Annotated in this window: 28 protein-coding genes; 13 read left to right on the top strand and 15 right to left on the bottom strand. The window is 52.4% G+C overall.

From position 1 onward, the window contains the following. Positions 1-6: 6 nt before the first annotated feature. From amyS to EVJ34_RS09560, 5 genes are all read right to left on the bottom strand, one after another. The gene (gene amyS / locus EVJ34_RS09580; RefSeq protein WP_131485438.1) at positions 7-1,551 is read right to left on the bottom strand and encodes an alpha-amylase; all 1,545 of its coding nucleotides are present in this window, start codon (positions 1,549-1,551) and stop codon (positions 7-9) included. Between the two features lie 172 nt (positions 1,552-1,723). Next, positions 1,724-2,251 carry a DUF2812 domain-containing protein gene (locus tag EVJ34_RS09575; RefSeq protein WP_131485437.1) on the bottom strand — a complete coding sequence of 176 codons (528 nt, stop codon included), beginning with the start codon at positions 2,249-2,251 and terminating at the stop codon, positions 1,724-1,726. Further along, entirely contained in the window at positions 2,248-2,580 is a 333-nt protein-coding gene (locus EVJ34_RS09570; protein ID WP_131485436.1) for a PadR family transcriptional regulator, read from the bottom strand. The genes EVJ34_RS09575 and EVJ34_RS09570 overlap by 4 nt, the downstream gene beginning before the upstream one ends. Before the next feature lie 113 nt (positions 2,581-2,693). Then, positions 2,694-3,821, bottom strand: a complete 1,128-nt coding sequence (locus tag EVJ34_RS09565; RefSeq protein ID WP_131485435.1) for a YfbR-like 5'-deoxynucleotidase — start codon at positions 3,819-3,821, stop codon at positions 2,694-2,696. Next, positions 3,821-4,852, bottom strand: a complete 1,032-nt coding sequence (locus EVJ34_RS09560) for an ion channel (RefSeq protein ID WP_131485434.1) — start codon at positions 4,850-4,852, stop codon at positions 3,821-3,823. The genes EVJ34_RS09565 and EVJ34_RS09560 overlap by 1 nt, the downstream gene beginning before the upstream one ends. Positions 4,853-4,955: 103 nt before the next feature. On the opposite strand from EVJ34_RS09560, the gene EVJ34_RS09555 reads away from it, so the two are divergent. Genes EVJ34_RS09555 through EVJ34_RS09530 form a run of 6 tightly spaced genes read left to right on the top strand, consistent with a single transcriptional unit; the run spans position 4,956 to position 8,549 of the window. Further along, positions 4,956-5,414 carry a hypothetical protein gene (locus tag EVJ34_RS09555; RefSeq protein ID WP_021066042.1) on the top strand — a complete coding sequence of 153 codons (459 nt, stop codon included), beginning with the start codon at positions 4,956-4,958 and terminating at the stop codon, positions 5,412-5,414. After that, the gene (locus EVJ34_RS09550) at positions 5,411-5,776 is read left to right on the top strand and encodes a hypothetical protein (protein ID WP_021066041.1); all 366 of its coding nucleotides are present in this window, start codon (positions 5,411-5,413) and stop codon (positions 5,774-5,776) included. Before EVJ34_RS09555 ends, EVJ34_RS09550 begins: the two co-directional genes overlap by 4 nt. After that, positions 5,773-6,996, top strand: coding sequence for a glutathionylspermidine synthase family protein (locus EVJ34_RS09545; protein ID WP_131485433.1), 1,224 nt, complete (start codon positions 5,773-5,775; stop codon positions 6,994-6,996). Before EVJ34_RS09550 ends, EVJ34_RS09545 begins: the two co-directional genes overlap by 4 nt. After that, positions 6,993-7,406: a DUF350 domain-containing protein gene (locus EVJ34_RS09540; RefSeq protein ID WP_021066039.1), complete on the top strand. Its 414-nt coding sequence runs from the start codon at positions 6,993-6,995 to the stop codon at positions 7,404-7,406. Before EVJ34_RS09545 ends, EVJ34_RS09540 begins: the two co-directional genes overlap by 4 nt. Before the next feature lie 59 nt (positions 7,407-7,465). Then, entirely contained in the window at positions 7,466-7,978 is a 513-nt protein-coding gene (locus tag EVJ34_RS09535) for a hypothetical protein (RefSeq protein ID WP_131485432.1), read from the top strand. A gap of 22 nt (positions 7,979-8,000) precedes the next feature. Continuing rightward, entirely contained in the window at positions 8,001-8,549 is a 549-nt protein-coding gene (locus tag EVJ34_RS09530) for a hypothetical protein (RefSeq protein WP_131435819.1), read from the top strand. Positions 8,550-8,610: 61 nt separating this feature from the next. Here EVJ34_RS09530 and EVJ34_RS15885 read toward each other — a convergent pair whose 3' ends face one another. Both EVJ34_RS15885 and EVJ34_RS09525 read right to left on the bottom strand, forming a co-directional pair. Next, complete coding sequence (locus EVJ34_RS15885; protein ID WP_236636683.1) at positions 8,611-8,760, bottom strand: hypothetical protein; 150 nt, start codon at positions 8,758-8,760, stop codon at positions 8,611-8,613. Further along, on the bottom strand, positions 8,757-9,713 hold the full coding sequence (locus tag EVJ34_RS09525) for a globin domain-containing protein (RefSeq protein WP_236636682.1): 957 nt from the start codon (positions 9,711-9,713) through the stop codon (positions 8,757-8,759). Before EVJ34_RS09525 ends, EVJ34_RS15885 begins: the two co-directional genes overlap by 4 nt. A gap of 190 nt (positions 9,714-9,903) precedes the next feature. Between EVJ34_RS09525 and EVJ34_RS09520 the strand changes: the two genes are divergently transcribed. After that, positions 9,904-10,344: an RrF2 family transcriptional regulator gene (locus EVJ34_RS09520; RefSeq protein WP_131485431.1), complete on the top strand. Its 441-nt coding sequence runs from the start codon at positions 9,904-9,906 to the stop codon at positions 10,342-10,344. A gap of 21 nt (positions 10,345-10,365) precedes the next feature. Here EVJ34_RS09520 and EVJ34_RS09515 read toward each other — a convergent pair whose 3' ends face one another. Further along, positions 10,366-11,298: a ring-cleaving dioxygenase gene (locus EVJ34_RS09515; RefSeq protein ID WP_131485430.1), complete on the bottom strand. Its 933-nt coding sequence runs from the start codon at positions 11,296-11,298 to the stop codon at positions 10,366-10,368. A gap of 119 nt (positions 11,299-11,417) precedes the next feature. Here EVJ34_RS09515 and EVJ34_RS09510 point away from each other — a divergent pair, with 119 nt between their 5' ends. The 5 genes from EVJ34_RS09510 (at position 11,418) to EVJ34_RS09490 (ending at position 16,419) form a co-directional block, all read left to right on the top strand. Beyond that, entirely contained in the window at positions 11,418-11,627 is a 210-nt protein-coding gene (locus EVJ34_RS09510) for a helix-turn-helix transcriptional regulator (RefSeq protein WP_131435826.1), read from the top strand. Then, the gene (locus EVJ34_RS09505) at positions 11,624-12,100 is read left to right on the top strand and encodes a hypothetical protein (protein ID WP_131435828.1); all 477 of its coding nucleotides are present in this window, start codon (positions 11,624-11,626) and stop codon (positions 12,098-12,100) included. The genes EVJ34_RS09510 and EVJ34_RS09505 overlap by 4 nt, the downstream gene beginning before the upstream one ends. 133 nt (positions 12,101-12,233) lie before the next feature. Next, positions 12,234-13,562, top strand: coding sequence for an MATE family efflux transporter (locus EVJ34_RS09500; RefSeq protein WP_131485429.1), 1,329 nt, complete (start codon positions 12,234-12,236; stop codon positions 13,560-13,562). Next, positions 13,546-15,840, top strand: a complete 2,295-nt coding sequence (gene gshAB, locus EVJ34_RS09495; RefSeq protein WP_131485428.1) for a bifunctional glutamate--cysteine ligase GshA/glutathione synthetase GshB — start codon at positions 13,546-13,548, stop codon at positions 15,838-15,840. The genes EVJ34_RS09500 and gshAB overlap by 17 nt, the downstream gene beginning before the upstream one ends. A 78-nt stretch (positions 15,841-15,918) precedes the next feature. Beyond that, positions 15,919-16,419, top strand: coding sequence for an SRPBCC family protein (locus tag EVJ34_RS09490; protein WP_131485427.1), 501 nt, complete (start codon positions 15,919-15,921; stop codon positions 16,417-16,419). 45 nt (positions 16,420-16,464) lie between these two features. Here the strand turns inward: EVJ34_RS09490 and EVJ34_RS09485 are convergent, their stop codons facing one another. The 5 genes from EVJ34_RS09485 to EVJ34_RS09465 all read right to left on the bottom strand — a co-directional run bounded on the left by EVJ34_RS09485 (position 16,465) and on the right by EVJ34_RS09465 (position 20,388). Next, a complete protein-coding gene (locus EVJ34_RS09485; protein WP_131435836.1) occupies positions 16,465-16,836 on the bottom strand; it encodes a YidH family protein in 372 nt (123 codons plus the stop codon). Positions 16,837-16,850: 14 nt separating this feature from the next. Continuing rightward, positions 16,851-17,492, bottom strand: coding sequence for a response regulator (locus EVJ34_RS09480; protein ID WP_236636681.1), 642 nt, complete (start codon positions 17,490-17,492; stop codon positions 16,851-16,853). Beyond that, a complete protein-coding gene (locus EVJ34_RS09475; RefSeq protein ID WP_161568902.1) occupies positions 17,479-18,504 on the bottom strand; it encodes a sensor histidine kinase in 1,026 nt (341 codons plus the stop codon). The genes EVJ34_RS09480 and EVJ34_RS09475 overlap by 14 nt, the downstream gene beginning before the upstream one ends. 118 nt (positions 18,505-18,622) lie before the next feature. Beyond that, positions 18,623-19,177 carry a hypothetical protein gene (locus EVJ34_RS09470; RefSeq protein ID WP_131435840.1) on the bottom strand — a complete coding sequence of 185 codons (555 nt, stop codon included), beginning with the start codon at positions 19,175-19,177 and terminating at the stop codon, positions 18,623-18,625. A gap of 17 nt (positions 19,178-19,194) precedes the next feature. Further along, positions 19,195-20,388, bottom strand: coding sequence for an NAD(P)/FAD-dependent oxidoreductase (locus EVJ34_RS09465; protein WP_131485425.1), 1,194 nt, complete (start codon positions 20,386-20,388; stop codon positions 19,195-19,197). A gap of 332 nt (positions 20,389-20,720) precedes the next feature. Between EVJ34_RS09465 and EVJ34_RS09460 the strand changes: the two genes are divergently transcribed. Next, positions 20,721-21,899, top strand: a complete 1,179-nt coding sequence (locus EVJ34_RS09460; RefSeq protein ID WP_131485424.1) for a TsoY family (seleno)protein — start codon at positions 20,721-20,723, stop codon at positions 21,897-21,899. Between the two features lie 57 nt (positions 21,900-21,956). Here EVJ34_RS09460 and EVJ34_RS09455 read toward each other — a convergent pair whose 3' ends face one another. Both EVJ34_RS09455 and EVJ34_RS09450 read right to left on the bottom strand, forming a co-directional pair. Continuing rightward, entirely contained in the window at positions 21,957-23,015 is a 1,059-nt protein-coding gene (locus EVJ34_RS09455; protein ID WP_131485423.1) for a threonine aldolase family protein, read from the bottom strand. Positions 23,016-23,065: 50 nt separating this feature from the next. Continuing rightward, entirely contained in the window at positions 23,066-24,046 is a 981-nt protein-coding gene (locus EVJ34_RS09450; protein WP_131485422.1) for a zinc-binding dehydrogenase, read from the bottom strand.

Raw genomic sequence — 24,046 nt, 5'->3', positions numbered from 1 at the left:
TTTTCATTACTGTTGCGTATAGATCGAGACCGAGCCGCCGTTGACGAAGAACTGGCCCCAACCGTCGGCGTTAATCGTGACGAGACGCGTGTTGTTGTTCGTCATGTCCTTCCATACCTCCCCAGCGTTCTGCTTCCCGACGTACATCCATTTCGAACCGCCCGGACCGTCCGAAAGGATTGTCGCAAGCCCCGATTTGGCGCGGTCGTTCACGCCTTCACGTGTCCAACCGATGACGTCCTGATGGTCGAGATAGTCATGCTGCGTCCCGTAGGCGAAGTCTTTCCGGGCCTTCAAAATCGGTTGGAGCGTGCCCGACATGTTCGGGATTTCGCGGTTCGTCGTCCCTTTCGTGCCGTAATAGTCCCCGTAGAAGAGGGCCGGATACCCTTGTCCGCGCGTCATGATGGTCGCGTAGGCGAGCGGTTTGAACCAGTTGGCGACCGTCGACTCGAGAGACTGTCCCGGCTGTGAATCGTGGTTATCGACAATCGTCACGGACAGCGACGGGTGTTGCTCAGTGACGGTGCCTTTCAAGATGTTGCGCATGTCGTAATACCCGCCGCCGTTACCGGCCGCTTGGAAGTTGTAATGAAGTGGCACATCGAAGACGGAATGCGTATAACCCGTCTTATATAGATAGTCATTGATGGCGCCGAGGTCATTCTTCCAGTACTCGGCGACCGTGAACATCTCTTTCCCGGTCGTCTGGCGCACGCTCGTCACCCACTCCTTCAAATACGAATGGCTGATATGCTTGACCGCATCCAACCGGAAGCCGTCGAGCCCGAGCGAATCAGCGTACCATTTACCCCAGTTCTTCATCTCTTGACGGACCTCGGGATGCTCGAAGTCGACGTCCGCGTACATGAGGTAGTCATAGTTGCCGTTCTCGTTCGATACGTCCGTGTCCCATGCCTTGCCCGTACTCTTGAACTTATAGATACGGCTCAAGCTGCGTGACTGATCCCAATCGGTGCCGTCAAAATGATACCAGCGCCATTTGAACGGCGAGTATGTATTGTTGCGACCCGCGAAGTTGAAACCTGTCCAGGCCGAGATGCCGTACTCCCCGGACGTCTCTTGGTTCCGGTTCGACGGATTGACCTCGATCGCCTGGACACTTTCAGTATAGTCGGCCCCGCCCTTGTGATTCATGACAACATCGCCGTACACGCCGATGCCTTTCCCACGTAAGTTCGAGATGGCGGTCTGGAGCTGCGCTTTCGTGCCATACTTCGTCCGGATCGTCCCTTTTTGGTTGAACTCGCCGAGATCGTATAAATCGTACGCTCCGTATCCGACGTCGTTTTGTGACGTGCCTTTGTACGCCGGTGGAATCCACACCGTCGTCACCCCGATGTCTTTCAAGTGCTGCGAGTCGTTCGATAACCGATTCCAATGCAGCCCGTCGTTCGGGACGTACCATTCAAAGTACTGCATCATCGTACCGTTTTGCGGCGTCGCCGCCTGTGCGACCGGTTGCCCGGCGAGCAGTGCAATCGCGGTGACACCAGCCGTCACCGCCAACCCTTTCCGTCTTTTACCCATGCCTGTTCCTCCTCTTCAAAATGAATGCAAGCGCTTTCATTAATCATCATGCCGGATTCTACTTTCGTTGAATAGAGGATTTCGAAAAAACGGTTCTCTGCGCCTAACTATTTTTTTCTTGAATAGTTCAGTCGACCAAAACAAAAACGGATGGCTTGTGCCATCCGCCTAGTCATTCATTCCGTTCCAAACGTTTTCGCTTCACGAGGAAACCGAGATACGGGAGTCCTGTGAAGACGAGCCCGATGACGACAAGCGTCTGTAGCACCAAAATGATGGCTTCCGCCGTCTGCGGCCAATCCAATTGGAGCATGAACACGAATCCGAGGAATAACAGCAAGCAGATGAGCGCACCCCGCCCCATCGCCCGCTCGACTTGCCCATATTTCTCTTGGGTCGTCTGGCAATCCGTATAAAGAGGCGTCGCGTCCGGACTGCCTTTGAACACATGAATCTCATCGCCGGTCGACGTGACATGTTCCCATCCGCTCGCGGCGAACAGCTCGAAGTAATCCTCGTCCGGTCGTTTACGATAATCGAGACTATAGCGCACGTCCATCGGTTCCCCTTCGACGAGCGTATACCCGAGCGGAGCGAACTTCTCTAAATGCCAGCCTTCGGCGGCCATTTGTTGCAGCTTTTTCATCTCCCGCTCTTCGGCGAACGCCAGTCCCCAACTCGACATGTATTTGCGTTTCATCGGTATCCCTCCTCTTCCAAAATGAAGCGTGCATCGTCAACAATCGCTTGCCGTCGTTTCAAATCCTCGGTCACGAGGGCACGGCCTTGTGTCGTGATCACATAACTCTTCTTCTTCCCGTCCCCATCGAGCGGCTCGATGAGTTGTGCGTTCACGAGCTTTTTGATAATCGTATACATCGACGCCGGGCCAATCTTGATCCGTCCGTTCGTCAATTCCTCGACGAACTGCATAATCAAGTAGCCGTGACGCGCCTCGGTCAAGGCGAGCAGAATGTAGAACATGCTGTCGGTCAATTCTCCGAGTTCAATCGTGTCGTTACGCGGCATCCTGCCACCTCCTATATCATTCATTGATATATCTTACTTTTACTATATATCGTTAAATGATATATGTCAATGAATGATATAAAAAAAGCCGCAGACAGTCGTCTGCGACCTCGTTAACTAGTGACATAATCTAAATCGTGCAGGATATATGCCAAAAAGAACAACATGCTCGGGTTCTCGTAGCTCATCTGCACTTTTCGGAGTTGCTCCCGATACGTGACCTCATACTCGGCCCCGTTCATCTTCCGCTCCATGTTCATCTTGATGAGCGCATCGAGTTTGTCCATCATATCGACGAGCATGCCCTCATACGTATCATCTTTTGAATCAGCCATATAGCGTCGGAACGCCGGTTGCATATAGTCCGGGAGGAGCGACAAGAGCGCTTCGCTCTCAGCCCGTTCATATGCCTCGAAGGCCGCACCGGTCTCGGCGGTCGAATGTTTCACCGGACCGAGCACGTCTCCGGTCACCCCTTCGACGAGGTCGTGACAGAGAAGGCGGGCCGTCAGTTCGGCGACATCGACGTCGACGTCATACTTCTCACGTTCGAGCAAGCCGCTAAACAGCCCGAGTCCGGCCGCTCGGAACCCGTGGATGGCATCGTTGTCGTCAATCGTATTGAACCGGCCTTTCCAACGTCTGACACTGTCCATCCGCATGACGTTCTCGATGAACGTCGCCACGTCCGTGTCCGCCTCGACTTGCTCGTAGAGCCAGCGGACCGATTCGAGCGGATGATCGCGCAGGGCCGCTTTCATCTCTTCAAGCTTCGCGACGAAATGGGGCGAGCCGTGTCCGACTTCCCGGCGGACGAACAGCATCGCGTCGAACGAGTCGATCCCATCGACGAGCCGCCCTTCGAACGAGTCGTCCTCCGCCTCGACGAGGAATCGATAGAAATGCGGACGCAGCGACTGCGACAACAAGTCGACGAGCCCAAGACTCGCCGTCCGCTCCATCCGTTCGATATGTTCTTTGAGCGTCGGCTCTTTTTTCGTCCGGTGCATGATCGGACCGGTTTGCACTTCGTTCATATCATGGAACAGCGCCTTGCCGAGCACATCTAGCAAATTGACGTTTTGTCCCTTATTCTCTTCGTAGTACGCCGCGATCAAGCTGAAGACGGCGACACGGAAACTGTGGCTCGCCGCGTTGTCATGATAATGCGGCGCATACTCGTCCCAGCGTTGCACGTTTTGCATGCGTGTCATCTTGCGGATAAACGTTCCGTTATGCATCAAATTCCTCCTTGGTTCAGTCGCTCCCAAGAATCGTCGTGACAGACGATATAGAGCATGTCGTTCGATTCAAGCGGTGAGTCGAGCGCCGTCGCGTAATCGAGCCGGTCGTTGACGGCAATTAACGTGACGCCTTGGTGCATCAAGCTCTCGGCAGCGTCCCGCACCGTCGTCCATTCTGGCTTCGGCGCGAGCGCCTGAATGTTGCCACCCGACTGTTTACTGAGCAGCTGACGGAAAATCGACGTCGTTCCCGGTTGGAGCGTCGCTTTCGCCATGAGGAGCGACACGGAGTCGTTCGCGAGAATGAAGTCGTCAATCCGGACGTGTTTGAATTTCGAGATGTTTCGTTCCTCGCATACCTCGACGACCGTATGCAAATCGACGCCGCGCTCAGACGATAGTGCCTCGACCGCGGATGCGATGAGCAATGATTTTCCGTCGGCAAGGAGCGTCTCCGTGATACGCACATCGGCGAAAATAGCAATCCGACGTGCCTTCAAAATATTAGCTTGTAACAGGACCGCCTCGTCCGACGCATCGCCATAGACGTAGTGAACGTTGTCGTGATCGTATGGTTCTTCTTTCAATTGGTCGATTAAGACGATTTCTGCCTTCGGCTCATAAATGAGCACCTCATCAATCGCTTTTTTCGTCTTTGGCGACCAGCCGATATAGACGTAATGCCCTTCTCCTCGATACACTAACTTCCCCTCCCGTTTTAACCGTTGAAACGTCGCACCGACTTCAACGAGTTTTCCAATCAATGCCCCGATAATCCCAATCCCGAATAGGAATAAGAAAATCCCGAGCCAACGCCCCGCGACCGAAGTCGGGAAAAAGTCGCCGTAGCCGACGGTCGTGAGTGTCGTCATCGTCCACCAAAACGAGTCGAACATCGAAGGGAACGTCTCGGGTTCCAGTCGTTGACCGAGGACGGTACCGGTCAAGATGATGACGAGCGATGCCAAGACGACGTTCAAGAACGATAATTTCGATAATCCGCGCCAGACACGAAAAAAGATATGCACAGAAAAACCCCTCCTTTTCCTATATACTAGAGACAACTTAATAGATTTACGAAACCACTTTGCGTTCGGTTCCGTATAGAAAGAAAAAAGAAAGGACGACGTCATGAACTCAATCGTTTTAGAATATCGACTCTATAAAAATGAACTTTCGTTCGAGCCACTCTACCATTATACATCGCTCGGCCTCGATGAAGTACTCGCCCGTCGCGAATGCGAATTTTTCGTAAAAGACGGCATGACCTACAAACAGCGCTCATCAGCGCTCGAAGGCGAGCAATACTTCTTGATTTACGTCGACCGCTACACGGAAGGCCCCGTCGACAAGCACGAGACGACCGATATCAAAGTCGAAATCCGGACGCTCGACGACCGGTTCGACAATCCGATGCTCGAGGCGTATTACGTCGACCGGCATCTCGACGCGCTCGCCATGCTCGGCAGTCAATACTTGTACGTCGCCGGCAAAGAGTACGAACGCGACTCGGCCGAAACGGACGAAGATCGTGGCGTCTATGTCATTTACGTCACCCCTACAGGTTATACATTGGAGGAATCAACATGAAGACAAGCAAAAAAATCTTGAGCGGGCTGTCGGCCGCCGTCTTGACCGCGTCGCTCGCGGCTTGTGGCACCGACGAAACAGAACAAGCGACGTTACCGGAAGAACCGACCGGCTACGAGTGCGACGATTGGGATTGGGATGATGAGACGGAATCATATTACTGTGACGATGATCGCTCTCCTCACTTCGGAAGCTTCTTCTTGCTCGGCAGCTTATTCAACTCAAAGAGTGCATTGAAGAATTCATCGGCCTATAAAAATTACCGTTCAAATGGTGGCGCCAGCAGCATCACCCCGAACAAATCAAACTCAGGCTCCAACTCGGGACTCGGGAGCGGCTCAAAAGGCGGTTTCGGGGGATGAATCGCAATGCGTTGTTCGGCCAAATCCCTTTCTTTTGGCCTGACTTGAATGACGAGGAGTACGCCCTTTACGACTGTCTCGCCATGTCGGAAGATGCGGTGAGACAGGTTCGGGAAGCGACGCGTGACGTCGATGCGATTTTCCGCAAGACGAACCGCCTGCTCCGGACGCTCCCGGACGACACGCTCCGCTTGCTCGGCTATCCCGAGGCGAGCCTGCCGTTCCTTCGGGACAAGGCGCTCCCCCAAGAGACGATTATCGGCCGCTACGACTGGATCGTCAAAGACGGCACCATCAAGTTGATGGAGTTCAATGCTGACACGCCGACGTTTATCAAAGAACTGTTCGACGTGAATGGCTATGTAACGACAGAATTCGGACTCGATGACCCGAACGCGGCGTCGACCGACGAGCTCAAGACCGAACTGCGAAAAGCCGTCATCGCGGCGTGGCAACGACTCGACCGGGACGGGACACCGAAAATCGTCTTTACGGCCCACGATGATAACATCGAGGACAAATGGACGACGCGTTTCCTTCAAGAGACGCTCGATTTGCCGTCGGAGTTCATCCCGCTCGACCAATTGCTCGTCGATACGGACGGCGTCTTCACACCGTCCGGGGAAAAAGTCGACGTCTTATATCGTCAGACGTACCCAATCGAACATTTGGTCGATGACCAGGCATCCAATGGTGATTTGATCGGCATCCGCCTGCTCGATTTGAACGCAGCCAAACACGTCTCGATCCTCAATCCGCTCTCGGCGTTTCTCATGCAGTCTAAAGGCGTCCAAGCGCTCATTTGGGAACTGTATGAGGCCAATACATATTTCGACGAAGCGGAGCGATTCATCATCGAGACGTACTTTTTACCGACGTATCTCGAGGCCGAGCCGTTTATCGGTCAGAGTGCGTACGTGCAAAAGCCCGCCTTCGGACGGGAAGGCGACTCGGTCATCCTCTATGACCAAGCCGGTGTCCCCTTCCATAAAGAGACGCTCCAGACATACGCGGACGAGACGGCGGTGTATCAACAGTTCGTCGAGCTGCCGACTCGTCTGACGAACACGGTCAACGGCCCACTCGAGACACACTACATGGTCGGCTGCTTTTGCTTGAACGGCCAGCCGTCCGCCCTCGGCGTCCGCGCAGGCAGTATGATCACGAACAACCAGTCCTACTACTTAGCCATTGGCACAACAAAGGAGAATAACTTATGACGTTCATCACGCTCGATTCCATCTTGAGCTTCCTCGCTCACCTCGGTACAGGGTTTGGCCTCATTTTAGCTGGACTCGTCGTCTTTGCCCTCACGACGAAGTATTCGGAACGCAAATTGATTAAAGAAGGTAACGTCGCTGTCGCACTCAAACTTTGGGGGAAAGCGATCGGTCTCGCCATCGTCATCTACACGGTGTGGGCGAACAGCGTCAACTTACTCGACGCCTTCATCTGGGGACTCGTCGGGATTCTCGCTCAAGTGCTCGCTTTCTGGACGTTTGAATACGTCCTGACGCCAGGCGTGAACTTAGAGAAAGAAGTCGAGAACGGCAACCTCGCCATCGGGATCAGCCTCTTCTCCGCCTCACTCGTCGTCGGCATCATCGTTGCCGCGAGCTTGACGTACTAATCAAACAGCCCATGCGCTCAGGATTGAGGCATGGGCTGTACTTGTAGAGGAGGAACGAAATGTCTACACGCAGACTAACTTGGGCTTTGCTCATTTGTATCACGGTCGTTATCGTCTTTTCAGGAATCGGAAGTTATTTTTATGAGAGACAACAATTGAAACGTTACCTGGCGGACAATAATTTTCACGCATACGAATATCTCAAAACAGATGATGCGACACTCGCCCTCTTCACAAACGAAGACGAGACGTTGCTCGGACTCGCCGACATGAGTGTCGACGGCTATGGCTATGGAACCGTTGAAATCCTGGATATGTCTCCGTTTGACTATATCTATTCGAGTGACGATTCCAATAACTATATAGGGATTCGCTTGAACAAGCAGCCTCAGAATGTGGCCTACCTTCGTATCATCGGAGAACGCATACAAGAACAACACGTCCTCAACCGTCCCGAAGAAGATGACTATGCTGCCACACACATTATCGAGTTGCGCAATAGACCAACATCCGACTGGACCCTTCAAACGTTAGACCAAAATGAGCAAGTCATTGACTCGATCGATTTCTGAAAACTGAACAAGGAGAGGCAAAATGTCAAAACGTGGACTCGCATTATTCCTAACAGGTATGATCATCATCATCGCCATTTCAGTCACGGCCGGTGTCCGGTCTTATAACGACGAACAGCGAAAACAAGCATCTGACCAAGCGCAACAAGAATTGAACGACCAGATGACTACCCAAGGGTGGTATGCTTATGAATATCACAAATTGGAAGATTCAACCGTCACTCTCTTCACGAACGCAGACGGCACAATCCTCGGTCTAGGGATCATGAAAATGAATGGAGAGTTTAGCAGCTCAACTCGTGACACAATTGAAGAAACACCATTCGACTGGGCTCATCTCGGCAACGGAACAGACGAATACATTGGGATTCGGTTGAATGAACAACCCGAAGACGTCGTCTACTTGCGGTTACAGGCTTCAGGTTGGAGCAAAATCTACACGGTCAACGACCCTCAAGACGAAGGGTATGTCAGGACTTACTTAATCACTCTAGAGAAAACGCTACGTGGCGACTGGACACTCGAAACGCTCGACCACGAAAAAAATGTGCTTCATTCTGAACAATTATAAAAACCGCAAATCGATGACCGGTCTGCGGTAGTGTGACGACTGCTTTCGCGGTCGTCTTTTCTTATGCTTTGGCGAGTACGGCCGATGGACCAAAGAACTCGTAACGGGCTTGTGGAATCATTTGGACGACCGTCTCCATCATCGCGGTCGGCCCGCACGTGTAGACGTCGTGTCCCTCGACATCGAGTGCTTCGAGTTGTGTCGCACTCATGCAACCTGATACGTGTCATCGACGTGCGTGATGAGGTGAAGACCAACGTTCACGAGTTCATCGAGCTCTTCACTGAGCGGACGGAGGTTCGTGCTGCGGACAGCATGGAGCAACGTGACCGAACGACCTTGACCGAGTGCCGTCTTCGCCATGTTGAAGAGCGGCGTGATACCGATTCCGCCTGCGACAAGTGTGAGCGGGCGGTCCGTGTCTTCAAGCACGAATTCGCCAGCCGGGGCACTCACTGGAATTTCCGTACCGACCGTCTGCTCATGGAGCCAGTTCGAGACGAGTCCTTCCGCCTTCGGAGCAATCCAGTAGCCGTCTTCAGTCGTCTCGACGACGCTATATTGACGGTGGTGCAAGATGTCTTCCCCAGCGATGTGTGCTTGGACCGAGATGTATTGACCTGGGATGGCCGTCCCGACGACGCCATCGTTCGCTTTGATATGGAATCGTTTCACTTCCGGCGTGTCTTCGATCACTTCAGCGACCGTGAACGGTTTGAAACCAATCCATGGCGCATCGGCATACATTTGTTTCTCGAGCGAGATGAAGACGTCGGCGATGACACCATATGCTTTCGCCCATGCGTCAATGATGTCTGGCGTCGCCGCTTCACCGAGCACGTCTTGAATCGCGCCGAGTAAGTTCTCGCCGACGATTGGATAATGCTCCGGGCGGATGTTCAAGCTCTTATGTTTATGAAGCGCCGGTTGGATGGCCGGAAGAATCGCTTCGAGACGATCGATATGGACGGCTGCCGCATAGACAGCGTTTGCGAGCGCCTCTGGCTGACGACCGCGTTTTTGGTTCGTATGGTTGAAGAAGTGGCGGACTTCCGGGTTGTTTTCGAACATGCGTTTATAGAAGTGACTCGTGATGGCGACACCGTGGTCTTTCAAGACCGGTGCGGTTGCTTTGACGATATCCATCGTTTGTTGATCTAACATTTTGTTTCCCCCTTTTTGAAAGTTCATGTTCATTATGTGAGTTAAATCACGGTAAAATCAATATATAAAATACTTGTTTAAATACAAGTTCAAATTTCCGCCTTGAATCCGCCACGCTTTTTTCACATCTTCCGTCGTCGCGCTTTCGTCAGATGTCTTGTACAATGAACGAATGAAGAGGTGAAACAACATGCGGCTCACGCAAACGTGCGACTACGCACTCCGAACACTTATGTATAGTGCCACGTTCTCGCATCGTCTTGTGACGATTCAAGAAGTGGCAGACCAATATCAGATTTCAAAGAATCACGTCATGAAGGTCGTCTATGAGCTCGGCAAACACGGCTATCTCGAGTCCGTGCGCGGGCGTGGTGGCGGCTTCCGACTCGCCCGACCGATGGAAGACATTAACGTCGGCGACGTCGTCCGGACGATGGAACCGTTCGAGCTCGTCGAATGTTTCGGCGAAGGACGATGTGTCATCGCCCCCGCATGCGATTTGCGGAGCGTGTTGAACGAGGCGATGCTGGCGTTCCTGCACGTGCTCGACCGCTATACGATTGCCGACCTTGTCGCCAATCGGACGAACGAACTGGCCCTTTTGCTAGGCATACAAAACCCGACGGACTGAATTGTCCGTCGGGTTTGTCTGTTACAGCGGCTTCAATTTGGCCTCAATCTCGGCTCGCCGTGGCTCAAGAAACGGCGGCAACGCCAAACGTTCCCCGAGCGTCTCGACCGGTTCGTCGGTCGCAAAACCAGGTCCATCCGTCGCGAGTTCCACTAAGATCCCGCTCGGCTCGCGGAAGTAAATCGATTTGAAATAATAACGGTCGATTAGCCCCGAATGACTGATGCCGAATGAATCGAGCCGCTCGACCCAATGTTTCATCTCGTCATCATCCTCGACGCGGATCGCGACGTGGTGGACACTGCCTCGTCCTGGCCGCTCCGACGGTAAATCGTGACGGTCGACGAGATGAATCTCTGTCGACACACCTCCGTCTCCCGTCTCGAACACACGAACCGGTTGACCGTTCCGTTCGAACTCGGACGCGAAGCGATAGCCGAGCACGTCCGTCAGTACCCGCTCCGTCTTTTCGATCCGTCGTACCGTCCACTCACTGAACCCGAGACCGAAGACGGCAACGTCTGCCGGCACCGGTCCGTTTTTCCACGGCGTCCCTGACCCGCCCTCGACGAGACAGAGCCGCTGTCCTTCCTCATCCTCGAAGTAGAGCGTCGGACGACCTAATACCTCCTCGACCTCATCATGCAACACGTTGAACGATTCGAAACGCTCGCGCCAATACGGGAGTGACCCTTCCGGCACCTGAAGCGCCGTCCGTGAGATGCTGCTGCTTCCTCGATACGTCTGTCCGAGAAACGGGAGCTCGAAGAACGTCAAATCCGTCCCCGGCGTCCCCGATTCATCTGCGTAAAACAAGTGATACATCGATGGATCGTCTTGGTTGACCGTCTTTTTGACGAGCCGCATCCCGAGTACTTCCGTATAGAATCGCAAGTTCTTCTTTGCGTCCCCAGTCATCGCCGACACGTGATGCTGTCCTACAATCGCCTTCATCCGACTTCTCCCCTTTCACTATTAATTCCATTGTACCACCTCCAAATAAGTAAAGTCTTCTTTACATTAAGTAAAGTTTACTTTACACTATAAGTAGAAACAAGAAATGAGGTGGCGGCATGCCATTAATCAATCGCGTCAAAGAGTTGCGGGCCCGGCATCAACTGACCCAAGGTGACTTGGCGGCCAAAGTCGGTGTGACGAGACAGACGATCATCTCGCTCGAAAAAGGGAGTTACACCCCATCGCTTCTGCTGGCGATGCAAATCGCGCGCGTATTCGAGGAACCGGTCGAATCCATTTTTAAGATTGAGGAGGAAATAGAATGAAGCGTGTCATAGTTCAATCCCTTTCAAGCATCATCTTGTATGTATTGATGGCCATGTCTATTGGCTCGTTTACTGCAGGAGTATACCAAGCCATGTCGAGTTATCAAAACGAAGGTACGCTTGTTTTCGAAATGAATGCCTTACCTTGGATTGCTCTTATCGTATTCGGTGTAATCTGGTCAATCTACTCTTACAAAACGAGATCTGATCATAGTCTGTCATTTTGGCAATGGTCCATCCGAATGACCGAATTTGAAGAAACAGATGAGCGTGAACGATTCATTACGAAAAAATCAACAAAAAATGCTTACACTTCTTTCGGAATATCTGTGCCCATCATGATGATGACGTTTTTGTTCTATCCATTGTTCCAAGATGCTTTCCCGACCTATCCGATTTACGCACTCGCCTCGACACTCATTATCTCGACACTCGTCTATATGACGACTTGGATCCGCGCCTATACCCAGTAAGGAATTCACCTCGAATTCCTTTTTTTGTGTCGATTTTTCGTCGAGTCGCTCCCCACGATTGCCAATTCAATCCCGTCGTGCTTATATATAACTAAATGGTTATATACTAAATGTGTTGAAGGGGTCTTTCATCGTGAAAACCATCGATTTGACGACTGGACAGGTTCAACGCGTCATTGTGGCGCTCGCCCTCCCGCTCGTCGGTAGTTCGCTTTTACAGTTCACCTATAGCCTCGTCGATATGTTCTGGGTCGGCGCGCTCGGTAGCGACGCCGTCGCCAGCATCGGCGCGGCCAGCTTTTATATCATGCTCGGTCAAGCGATCCAATCGCTCATCGTCGTCGGCGCTGGGATCAAAGTGTCGCAAGCCGTCGGACGGCGGGACCAAGCGTTGATTCAGCGTTACGTTCGGGCCGGGAGACGGATGAACCTCGGCCTCGGCCTGTTGTTCGTCTTTCTCCTAATCCTGTTCGGTCAGACATTGATCGACTTTTTGAACATGGACGCACCAAATGTCGAGCGGTTGGCGTACAGCTACTTGCTCGTCAGCGCCCCGATGCTCGTCTTCTCGTTTTTCAACCTGCTGTTCGCCCGGCTCTTCAGCGCCTATGGCAACACGACGACAGCGATGCGCATTAATGCGACCGGGGTCACGCTCAATATGATTCTCTCACCGCTCTTCATCTATCCGCTCGGACTCGGTGTCGTCGGTGCCGGTCTCGCTACGCTCGTCGCGAACGTCGTCATGTTCGGCTTCTTCTGGCATCGTGCCCGCGCCTTGTTCGATTGGGAAGAGACGGTCGAACCAGATCACACGGACTATAAAGAAATTCTTCGCCTCGGGTTCCCAATGGCGACCCAGCGCGTCTTGTTCACTGTCATTAGCATCTTCCTCGCCCGCATGATCGGCTCGTACGGGACCGAGGCGATCGCGGCACAGCGTATCGGGCTGCAGATCGAGTCGATCGCCTATATGATGATCGGTGGACTGAACGGCGCCATCGCCAGTTACACCGGACAAAATCTCGGCGCCCGCAAAGTCGATCGTGTTCATGAAGGGTACCGGGTAACGACACGACTCGGCGTCTTGTATACCGGCCTGATCACCCTCGTCTTCTTGGTCGTGCCGGACGTGCTCATCGGGTTGTTCGTCGACGACCTGAGAACGATTGAAATCGGCGCGAGTTATTTGCGCATCATCGGAATTTCGCTCATTTTCGCCTCACTCGAAATGATCGGGAACGGCTACTTCTCGGGACTCGGACTGCCGAAAATCCCAGCGACGATCTCCATCGTCTTCACCGTCGCCCGCATCCCGCTCGCCATCCTCCTCGAACCGGCTCTCGGTCTCGATGCCATCTGGTGGAGCATCGCCGTCTCGAGCATCATCAAAGGGCTCGTCTCTGCCCTCTATGTCCGACTATTGAAAAAGGAAGTGACTTCCCTTGCCGAAGCAATTTAAGCAATTATCCAAGCAACTTCTCACGAGCGGACGTTTCGCCATCGAGCGTGAGATGCTCCGCGTGACCCCTGAAGGAACGCTCGCCGTCACGAAGCATCCGACAGCACTTGGAGACAAGGCGACGCATCCATATATCACGACTGACTTCTCAGAAAGTCAGATTGAACTGATCACGCCGACGTTCCCGACCGTGAAAGGAGCACACAACTTTTTAGAGACACTATACGACATCACGGCACTGAATATCGGCAATGAGCGGCTTTGGCCGCAGTCGATGCCATGTGCACTCCCAGACGGCGGGGTCATCCCACTCGCAGACTTCGGCAGTTCAGGCCTTGAGGCAGGCCGCTATCGGGAGCACCTGCTCCAAAAATATGGGGCGAAGAAGCAGCTCATCTCGGGCATCCATTTCAACTTCTCGTTCGCGGATGAGTTGATTGCCGCCCTCTATGAAGGGTCACCCGAGCGCTATGACCGTTTCAAGAACGACCTGTATTTAAAACTCGTCCGCAACTATTTACGGACACGTTGGCTCGTCGTCTATTTGCTCGGCGGGACCCCGGCTGTCCATACGAGCTATGAAGAGCGCTGCGTCAGCCAAATGCAGGCGCTCAGCGAGGATGTGTATTCGAATGCGACGGCGCTGTCGTACCGGAATAGCGACTGTGGCTATACGAACGTCGAACCGCTCTATCCCGATTATTCGACGCTCTCCCATTACACTGACAGTGTGCGCCGCTTCATCGCCCAAGGCGATATCGCCAACCCGAATGAGCTCTATTCCCCAATCCGCCTGAAGACCTCCCGGGGCGGCAACGACTTGGAACGGCTCGAGGCGAATGGCATCGACTATATCGAGATTCGCAATATCGATCTCAACCCGTTCGAGAAGACCGGCATCGCTCTTTCCGACCTACAGTTCCTGCATGTCTTCTTGCTCTACTTGACGTTAAAAGATGAGACACGATTTGCGGACTGGCAAGCCGAGGCGTTCCACAATCAGCAGCGTGTGGCGAAGGAAGGTCTATCCCCATCGCTCGTGCTGTACCGTGATGGCGAAGCGATGACTTTACAAACATACGCACGCGATCTGCTCGACGAGATTGAAGCGTTCAATGAACGTTATACCCTCGGGTTCGATGACGGCTTCGCCTCCGTCCGGGAACGAATCGACCATGTCGAGGCGACTTACGCGTCGCGGCTTACTTCCGCCATGACGACAGACGGCTATACGGACTGGTCGCTCCGGCAAGCCGAGGTGTTCTATCAAGACGCATACGCCAACCGATTCCGGATGCACGGCTACACGGATATGGAACTGTCGACACAGATTTTGATAAAGGCGGCCTTGAAACGTGGCTATGCGATCGACGTGATCGACCAGGATGACCAGTTCATCCGCATCCGACACGGCAACCAGACCGAGTACGTCAAACAAGCGACGAAGACATCGAAAGACAACTACGTATCCGTCCTCATGATGGAGAATAAGACGGTGACGAAACACGTGCTCGCTGAACATGGCATCCGCGTACCGAGCGGGGTCGAACTCCGCACTGAAGCCGATTTACAGAACGCTTGGCCTACGTTCACGAACGAGCCGATCGTCTTGAAGCCGAAATCGACGAACTTCGGGATTGGCATCCACATCTTCAAGGACGGGACGACGTTCGACGAGGCACTCGAGGCGTTCCGTCACGCTCGTACGTTTGACGAAGTCGTCCTTCTCGAGACGTTCCTGCCCGGGAAAGAGTATCGATTCCTCGTCATCGGTGACGAGGTCGCTGGCATTTTGCACCGCGTCCCGGCGAACGTGACCGGAGACGGTGTGTCGACGATTCGGGAGCTCGTCGCTAAGAAAAACGAGGACCCGCTCCGTGGCAAAGGCTATAAGACACCGCTCGAGAAAATCGACCTCGATGATATCGTCGTGTCGTTCTTACGCCCGCAAGGCAAGACGCCAGACAGTGTCCTCGCCGAGGGTGAGCGCATCTTCTTGCGTGAGAACTCGAACATCAGCACGGGCGGTGACAGCATCGACTATACGGACCGGATCGCCGACTCCTATAAACAGATTGCGGTCGATTCGGCAAAAGCGATCGGCGCGACGATTTGCGGCGTCGATATGATGATCCCCTCGCTGGATAGGGACATCGACTACGGCATCATCGAGTTGAACTTTAATCCGGCCATCCATATCCACTCCTTCCCGTATGAAGGCAAGGAACGGCCGATCGGTGAGACCGTGCTCGACTTACTGTTTGATGAAAAAGGTTGAAACGCCTCGTGAACCGGGAATAGAGATTACATTGATTAGATATGCGTAATCTTCTTTCTCAAGAAAGGGGTCTTTCCAATGGAAAAAGTGAAATCTAAGATCGAAGGCAACACGTTGATCGTCGAACGAAGCTTCAGCGCACCGCGTGAGCTCGTATTCGAGGCGTTCTCGACGCCAGCCCATCTTGAAACGTGGTGGGGGCCGGCCGGATGGGCAACGGAAATTCGCACGTTCGAATTCGAACCGGGTGGGACGTGGCACTACAAAATGACGTGTGTCGACAAAGAGCAAGGTGATTACTACGGCATGGAGTCATGGGGAAAATCGACGTTCCTCGAGATCGACCCGCATCGAAAAATCGTCTACACAGATGCGTTCTCGGACGCGGACGGCCACATCAATCCCGAACTCCCCGTCATGACGATCACGAATGAATTCGTCGATATCCCGAACGGCACGCTGCTCATCAGCCGCTCCGAGTTCACAGACAACGAGTCGCTCCAGCGCGTCGTCGAGATGGGTGCCGTCGAAGGTTTCTCCTCGCAACTCGAACGGCTCGACGCCATCATCTCGCGCTAACAACAAGCACCGTCCCTCTCTCCGAGGCACGGTGCTTGTTTGTCGTTAAAATAAGAAGTAGCTGACAATCAAGATCAACGTGAAAATGAACACCATCCCGATCGCGAGCGCGACAAGGCTCATCTTCGCCGATTTGAACTGTTGGGAATTGATCGTATGCACTTTCTTCAAATACGACCGGGTTCCGACGAGGATGGTCGCGATTCCGAAGATGATCGACAAGATGCCGATCGCTGTGATCAATTGATGCTCGGTCCCGCTCAAGTTCTCGCTCCGATAATAGTGGAAATTCGTCACGAGAAAACCGATCCCGATGACCGTGATCGCCGTCCGAATCCAGGCGAGGAACGTCCGCTCATTGGCGAGGTGTTGCTGGATGTATTGTGAATCGACCGTCTTCTCTAAATCTAGTTTCATAACTTCCCTTCTTTCTAGCCATCGTAGTCAACCAATCTATTTTTCAGTGCGAATTGCACGAGCTCATGTCGATGTTTGATTTGCAGTTTATGCATGACACGGCTTTTATGGTTCTCGACCGTTTTTGGACTGATTCCAAGTTTCTCTCCAATCTCGATATTGCCGTAACCGAGCGTCGTCAAACGTACAATTTCCGACTCGCGCCGCGTCAGCACCGACTCTTTCTTTTGCGACACTACTTTCTCGATAAATGCTTCCGACAGCGAGGTCGCATAGTAACGCTTCCCTTCCATCACTTGCTTGATGCCATCGACAAGCTGACCCGGATCACTATTTTTGGATAGATAGCCGGGGACATCGAGTTCAAGGGCTCGTTTGATGTATAGCTCCTCATCATGCATCGTGAGTAAGATGACTTTGACGCCCGGCACTTCTTCCGCTAGCGCTGTCGCTGTCATAAAGCCGTCGAGGCCGTTCGGCATCGTGATATCGAGCAGCACCACATCAGGTGTCATACGAATCGCTTCTTGAATGGCAGTCGTTCCATCGACTGCCTCACCTACGACATCAATCTCTTCATATGGGCGAAACATTAACTTCAGACCACGTCGGACGAGTTCGTGGTCGTCGACAATCAATACTTTAATCGGTGTCATAGAGACCCCGCTCTAGCGGCACAGACACTGAAATGTCAGTACCTTGTCCCGGAATCGATTGAAGTGTGAACGTCCCATGGATCGTTTTCGCCCGCTCTTCCATGTGCCGAAGGCCCAGCCCTTTTACAACTTTTTGTGGATCGAATCCTACCCCGTCATCTTTCAGTGATAAATCAATGCCACCATTTCGTTCAACGATTCGGACATCGATTGTATTCGGATGAGCATACTTCATACTGTTGACGAGAGCTTCCTGGATAATGCGATATATATTGATCTCGATGACACGGTCATATCGGAACGACAAGCGGATATCCGTATGAAACACGACGAGCGGATATTGCGTGGCAAAACTATCAACTAATACGCTCAATGCTGAACCGAGTCCGAATTGATCGAGCTCGATAGGACGTAAGCGTTTCGAATAACCTTTCACGTTGTCAATCAACCGACTGACTTCAGCGAGCACCGACTCGATATATTCTTTCTTTTCTACGTCTTTTACATCGGATTGAAGGGCGCCGAGGGCAAGAGCGATACTGAAAAGGGACTGGCCGACCCCGTCATGAAGCTCTTGAGCGAGCCGTTCATGTTCTTCTTCCCGCGCTTGAATGAGTTCGCGTACCATCTGTTCACGAAGCGCATGGGCTTCACGGCGCTTTCGTTCTGTAAAGTCACGCAGGACGAGCAAATAATACGTCGAGCCCGACACCGGGTCATTCAATATGCGTGCCGTATTCATCTCGACATCGACCATCTTCCCTGAATAAGTCGGCATCTCTGAGGTGAAGTACGGAGAGCGCTCATGTTGAATCAAATAACATCGTTCTTCGCCTCGTTCAACTTTACGCTGTTGACAGAATGAGCAATACGGGACAGGTTCGCCTAGCCGCCATCCAGTCAACTGTTCGGCCGCATCGTTCATCGTGATAATTTTCCGTTCGTGATCCATCACGATAACACCATCTTTTAAGACGTTTAAAATCTGCCCCTCAAAGTCTTGTAACGCCAATTCGACTCCTCCTTTCCGTATCGTACCATCTCCCCTCATCATACCCCCATGGGTAAAAGATGCCAACTAATGTGAATACAAAAACCGGACGTGATCGAGTCACGTCCGGAGGAAGGTGTTATTTTTTCGTTTGCTCAGACAACACTTCCACTGTCGCTTGCATATACTTTAGCCCATGTTGGACCGATGGCTCTTTCAACCAACGGATGAGCGAGAACAAGGTAATTTGACGATCGTCCCGTTCGGCCCGGTCTCGGATTTCAGTGAGTAGTGTACGCGTCGCAACCGCCTTTTCTTTTACGGGCGACACATATTCATCGACTCGTTGTCCAATCAGTTCGCGTGTCTGTTCGTCACTATAGACGTCTTGGGCGAAAGCGAGCACTTGTTCAAGTTGGTTCGTCATCTGGAGCAACATCGGTAGTTTCTCAGCCAGTTTGACCGCCGCCTCGAGCGTCTCGATTTGCAAATTGGATGAGTCGAGAAGGGAATCAAGCTTGTCTTTCACGTGTTGATCGTTCATCGTCGCCTTGCCAAAGTCGACAGCGTCTTCGAGGCGTCGTAGCGACTTTTCAATCTCTGGCAACCGTTCGACGAGGGAGACGAGCGCTTGCTCGACGTCCGGACGGGTCAATGCCGTTTCTAACGATTTGTTCATTGTTGTATGTTCCATCGTCTTCTCCCCCTTCCTCACATCGTCCCTTTCAACATCCCGTTCCAATACATAATCGGAAGAAAATCTTTCTTCAAGATATACATGCTATGGCGCTCTTTCGCCTGATTGAACGGCATCGACTCTTGTGGGACCTTTTCATAATCAAATTCAGCCAAGATGAGCTTGTTGTATCCTGTGACAATCGGGCAAGACGAATAGCCATCATATGAAGCGACCGGGACTTGTCCATACATGAGATCGCTCACATTTTTAGCGACGACTGGTGCCTGCTTCCGAATGGCGGCCCCCGTCTTCGATGTCGGCAAATTCGTGCAATCTCCGAGTCCGAAGATGTTTTTATATTGTTTATGTTGAAGCGTATACATGTCGACATCGACCCACCCGCCCGCATCGGCGAGCTTACTGTTTCGAATGACCGCCGGGGCTTGCATCGGTGGTGTGACGTGAATCATATCATAGTGGAGATCGAACGTTTCCCCGCTATCTAAATGTTCGAACACCGCAGTCTTTTCATCTGCTTTGATCTCAATTAGATTAACGCGGAAATGTGTGTCAATCCGTTTTCGCTCAAGTACTTTTTCGAGCGCGGACCGATACTTGGCGACATCAAAAATGGCTGGATTGGCCGATCCAAAGACGATTTTACTGTTATCGCGAACGCCGGTCTTCACGAAATAGTCTTCTGCCAAATACATGATTTTTTGCGGTGCACCTCCACACTTTACAGGCGAGGCGGGGTGTGTGAACAGTGCTGTTCCGCCTTCAAAACCCCTAAGGGTATCCCACGTGTAATCGACGTGCTGATACGAGTAGTTGCTACATACTTGTTTCGTGCCGAGCGCCGCTTCTAACCCCTTGATTCGACCCCAATCGATTTCAATGCCAGAAGCGACGATCAAGTAGTCGTATTCCATCATCCCATGACTCGCCGTCTCAACTTGATTGGCTTCAGGGTTAAAGCCAATCACCTTGTCCTGAAGCCATTTTGCACCACTCGGGATAAGTGTTTCCATCCCTCGTTCTGATTCTTCTTTTTTTGCGGCACCCGCCCCGACAAGTGTCCAGAGCGGTTGATAATAATGCTTCTCCTCAGGGTCGATTAGCAAAATTTCATCTGCCAAATGATGTTTATCACGTAGTAAACGAGCGGCGACACTAATCCCTCCGGTACCGGCTCCAACGATAATGACTCGATAATGTGTACGCATAAAGTAAATCCCCTTTCGTCTCCCGATTGATGTGCTAGGATATGTCAATTTCGTGAACTACCTCACGTCTTCAGCATAGTTGAGAGCGCATACAACTGATATAGGGGAAGTCCCTCATTTTTAGTCGAATCCCTGCTATTTCATACGTTTTCCCTCCTTTTCGACACTTGTCATAACGCCGCAATCCGTGACTTTAATCACTGTGTCGAGTCGCTGCATTCGATGGACCGACCGATAGGGGAATCCCCTCATATCATGCAGGATGTATTGACCTCACATACCTAAGGGGGTATAAAGTGGTTATCTTATTTTTTTAGGAGGATTCTTTCACGATGAAACAACACTATCATCCGCTCTACTTTTTATCTGCCCTAGGAAACGGCGGGCTGGCCGTCTCATTTTTTATGTATTTCATGTTTTTAATTCCCCATCCTGATTCACCGCTACCTCACTTTGATCATTTGCGAACCACGTTTGAAGCAGGTGGGATGGCACAAATGCTCGTTGTTATGGTTTCCATCATCATCTTAGCGCTCGCTGCGAACCACTTCCGTCTGCTCATTTGGAACGTTCGCTCGTTCAACGAATTTAAGCGCACGTCCGCTTACCAAACACTTAAAGGGACTCCCGGTGAAGTAGCTGTCATGGCCGAACCGCTGACGTACGCAATGAGTGTGAACGTCTTGTTCATTCTTGGAGCCCTGTTCATCCCCGGACTATGGGCCAACGTGCAACTTCTGTTCCCGTTCGCTTTGGTTGCATTTTTAGGGATTGGCGTGTACGCGCTCGTCCGTTACACCCAATATATCTCGCACATATTAGTCAACGGCAAATTTCCCGTCGACAACCTCAATCAGTTCGGTCAATTTTTAGGTGCGTTCGCTTTCGTCATGATTGCCGTCGGTTTGGCCAGTCCTGCCGCCATGTCAACGATACCATGGGTTTCTGTCACCGCGGCAGTCACGTCCCTCTTCTTTTTGACGCTCGTCGGAGGAATCCTTTTCTTTTTCGGAGGCATGAGCTTACGAGCGATATTGTCAAAGGGACTTGCTAAATCAAGTGCACCGACCGTCTGGCTTCTCATCCCGATTTTCACGCTCACTGGAATCACGTTCGTCCGAATCTATTCGATGATATCCCATCGCTTACTCGAGACAGATGTCAATGCTCCCTTACTCTTCGTCGTGTTGGGCGTACTGTTCATGGCGAGCACGGCTGTCGGCTTGATCGGGTTCAGCGCATTACGTCGTCTCGACTATTTCACGGAACAACCGGATGGCGCGGCAAGTTTCGGTCTCATCTGTCCAGGTGTCGCCTATGTCGTTCTCGGGATGTTTTTCGTCCACTGGGGGCTCGTTCAAAACGAATTACTCACGGCACATAGTCTGGCCCATTATGTAGTGTTGTCCCCGCTCGCCTTCATTCAAGTGAAGACCATCCAATGGCTTATCAAACTATCGATGAAACATTTGGCGTCTCAATCGAGCAAATCAAAACTCGAAGCCGCGTAAGCAATCGAAAAGCGCCCTCTCGCCAGACATTCGTCACGTGAGAGGGCGCTTTTCCATTTAAGGGTGAAATATTCGAAACAGTTCGTCAAGCCATGACGGCTCAATCTCTCCATACGCATCCCCGATACTGATTTCGGTCGAACAATGACCATCATGCGGGATGAGATAGCCTGTGATGCCAATCCCGGTCTCGACTTGGATGCGTTCAATCCGATTCGAGACGGTTTCGATATCGCCGTTCATATGAAGATGAAACATATTTGTCACCGGTATCTCGGGCGTCGTCCATACCCCGTCGATCGCATTGAATCGATGGGCCAGGTCCTTCGCCTGCTCAACATACATCCCCATCCGATCCTTCCGGAGCTCATAGTAATAGTCGGCCGGAATGATGTATGGGTACAAACCGATCAAGTCGCCGCCGTAACGACGTTTCCATATTCTCGCCTCGGCACAGAACGGTTTTGGTCCGGCCAGGATGGCGCCAGCAATCCCGCCGATTCCTTTATAAAACGAGACGTAGACGCTATCAAACAAAGCACACACTTCTTCGGCCGTCTTCTCATAGTACGGGAGCGTCTCGAACAAACGCGCTCCGTCGAGATGCAAGCGAATCCCTCGCTCCCGGCAATGACGACTGATCGCTTCAAGTTCAGCGAAGGGCGGCAAGTAACCGCCGAGCTCGCGTTGCGGCAACTCGATCAAGAGACAGGCGACGTCCGGTAACGCCTTCACTTCGTCGAGCGTCATCAATCGCTTGTCGTCTCCAATCAAAATCGGTTCGAGATGATGTAGCTGCTTCAATCCGTCCTGTTCATGAATCTCCAAGTGACAGAGCGGATGATAGGCGACGCTTCGATTGCCGGTCTCGTTTGCCCAAATGCGTAAGGCAATCTGTTGCGCCATCGTGCCGCTCGGAAAGAAGATCGCGTCTTCTATTCCTAAGTCTTTACTCAGTTTTTGCTCGAATCGCTCGATGACCTCGCCCGTTCCGTAGTGGTCGCTCGATTGATTTGCATCGATTGCTTCCAACGCCTGCTTCAAGACGCCGACGTTCCGTTTTCCGTGCCCACTCAGTTGGCGTGACGTCTGTTGATACGATGCCTGTAAATCCATGTCATCCCCTCCACAAGAAGCCCCCTATCCGAAGACAGGAGGCCGTCATTTTAGTCGCGCATGCGGACAATCAATTTCCCGCGTACTTTTCGTGTTTGGAGCTGTTCAAGCCCATCTTTCAACCGTTCGAACGGCAACACGTCCGTGACGAGATCGTTCAACTCGCCCGCTTCGAGCAGCTTCATCAATTCTTCTGCCATATAAGACAAGTTGCGGATGGCTCGTTCGTCCTCACTCGCATGGGCCGCGCCAAGGGCGACTTCATGAATGGATGGTGACAGCGTAAAGCCTTTCATATTCGACATATCAGGTGGACCAGCGATATAAGCGAGCTGCCCGCTAAATGCGAGCCGATCAAGGTCGGCCGTCGCCACGTCACGACCGACCGTGTTCAAGATCAAGTCGACACCACGACCGTCCGTGTGTTCCATGATTTTCTCCGTCACGTCCTCGACGTTGTAGTCGATGGCGACATCGGCACCGAGCGATGTGACCCAGTCAAAGTTGTCCGGCGATGCTGTCGTGAACACTTTGAGACCGAGTTTCTTCGCGAGCTGAATCGCATAGCCACCGACCCCGCCCGCTCCGGCATGGATCAAAATCGTCTCTTTATCGCGCGTGTTCAACTTTTGCATGACCGCCTCATATGCCGTCATCCCGGCACACAGGATGGCCGCTGCCGCTTCATCGCTCACGTCCGGCGGTACGACGGCACAAGCACGCGCATCGACGACCGCGTACTCGGCGAAACCGCCGTTGTTCCCGAGGCTCGTATGGACGGCGACACGTGAACCGGTGATGATGTTCGCGATGCTCGAACCGACTTCGACGACTTCCCCGACGAGGTCGACACCGAGAATGTGCGGGTACGCCCAATTCGGGTTGCCGTTCGTGCCGACTTTATAATCGACCGGGTTCAAGGCGACCGCTTCGACTTTGATGAGCAGTTCGCCTGCTTCCGGCGTCGGCCTCTCTGTCTCGCCGATGTGTAGATGCTCTAACCCAGGTTGGTCAAGTAGCCATGCTTTCAT

Source organism: Exiguobacterium sp. SL-9 (genome assembly GCF_004336985.1).
Taxonomy (GTDB): domain Bacteria; phylum Bacillota; class Bacilli; order Exiguobacteriales; family Exiguobacteriaceae; genus Exiguobacterium.
The sequence above is the reverse complement of the archived record's forward strand: the minus strand, read 5'-3'. Positions and strand labels throughout refer to the sequence as shown.

Excerpts from the sequence above, each read along its gene's own strand:
- EVJ34_RS09525 (WP_236636682.1), bottom strand. The coding sequence starts at position 9,713 with ATGTTAGATCAACAAACGATGGATATCGTCAAAGCAACCGCACCGGTC.
- EVJ34_RS09520 (WP_131485431.1), top strand. The coding sequence starts at position 9,904 with ATGCGGCTCACGCAAACGTGCGACTACGCACTCCGAACACTTATGTAT.
- EVJ34_RS09515 (WP_131485430.1), bottom strand. The coding sequence starts at position 11,298 with ATGAAGGCGATTGTAGGACAGCATCACGTGTCGGCGATGACTGGGGAC.
- EVJ34_RS09540 (WP_021066039.1), top strand. The coding sequence starts at position 6,993 with ATGACGTTCATCACGCTCGATTCCATCTTGAGCTTCCTCGCTCACCTC.
- EVJ34_RS09535 (WP_131485432.1), top strand. The coding sequence starts at position 7,466 with ATGTCTACACGCAGACTAACTTGGGCTTTGCTCATTTGTATCACGGTC.
- EVJ34_RS09490 (WP_131485427.1), top strand. The coding sequence starts at position 15,919 with ATGGAAAAAGTGAAATCTAAGATCGAAGGCAACACGTTGATCGTCGAA.
- EVJ34_RS09470 (WP_131435840.1), bottom strand. The coding sequence starts at position 19,177 with ATGGAACATACAACAATGAACAAATCGTTAGAAACGGCATTGACCCGT.
- EVJ34_RS09575 (WP_131485437.1), bottom strand. The coding sequence starts at position 2,251 with ATGAAACGCAAATACATGTCGAGTTGGGGACTGGCGTTCGCCGAAGAG.
- EVJ34_RS09450 (WP_131485422.1), bottom strand. The coding sequence starts at position 24,046 with ATGAAAGCATGGCTACTTGACCAACCTGGGTTAGAGCATCTACACATC.
- EVJ34_RS15885 (WP_236636683.1), bottom strand. The coding sequence starts at position 8,760 with ATGAGTGCGACACAACTCGAAGCACTCGATGTCGAGGGACACGACGTC.
- EVJ34_RS09460 (WP_131485424.1), top strand. The coding sequence starts at position 20,721 with ATGAAACAACACTATCATCCGCTCTACTTTTTATCTGCCCTAGGAAAC.
- EVJ34_RS09550 (WP_021066041.1), top strand. The coding sequence starts at position 5,411 with ATGAAGACAAGCAAAAAAATCTTGAGCGGGCTGTCGGCCGCCGTCTTG.
- EVJ34_RS09570 (WP_131485436.1), bottom strand. The coding sequence starts at position 2,580 with ATGCCGCGTAACGACACGATTGAACTCGGAGAATTGACCGACAGCATG.
- EVJ34_RS09545 (WP_131485433.1), top strand. The coding sequence starts at position 5,773 with ATGAATCGCAATGCGTTGTTCGGCCAAATCCCTTTCTTTTGGCCTGAC.
- EVJ34_RS09530 (WP_131435819.1), top strand. The coding sequence starts at position 8,001 with ATGTCAAAACGTGGACTCGCATTATTCCTAACAGGTATGATCATCATC.
- amyS (WP_131485438.1), bottom strand. The coding sequence starts at position 1,551 with ATGGGTAAAAGACGGAAAGGGTTGGCGGTGACGGCTGGTGTCACCGCG.
- EVJ34_RS09510 (WP_131435826.1), top strand. The coding sequence starts at position 11,418 with ATGCCATTAATCAATCGCGTCAAAGAGTTGCGGGCCCGGCATCAACTG.
- EVJ34_RS09565 (WP_131485435.1), bottom strand. The coding sequence starts at position 3,821 with ATGCATAACGGAACGTTTATCCGCAAGATGACACGCATGCAAAACGTG.
- EVJ34_RS09555 (WP_021066042.1), top strand. The coding sequence starts at position 4,956 with ATGAACTCAATCGTTTTAGAATATCGACTCTATAAAAATGAACTTTCG.
- EVJ34_RS09465 (WP_131485425.1), bottom strand. The coding sequence starts at position 20,388 with ATGCGTACACATTATCGAGTCATTATCGTTGGAGCCGGTACCGGAGGG.
- EVJ34_RS09505 (WP_131435828.1), top strand. The coding sequence starts at position 11,624 with ATGAAGCGTGTCATAGTTCAATCCCTTTCAAGCATCATCTTGTATGTA.
- EVJ34_RS09455 (WP_131485423.1), bottom strand. The coding sequence starts at position 23,015 with ATGGATTTACAGGCATCGTATCAACAGACGTCACGCCAACTGAGTGGG.
- EVJ34_RS09480 (WP_236636681.1), bottom strand. The coding sequence starts at position 17,492 with ATGACACCGATTAAAGTATTGATTGTCGACGACCACGAACTCGTCCGA.
- EVJ34_RS09485 (WP_131435836.1), bottom strand. The coding sequence starts at position 16,836 with ATGAAACTAGATTTAGAGAAGACGGTCGATTCACAATACATCCAGCAA.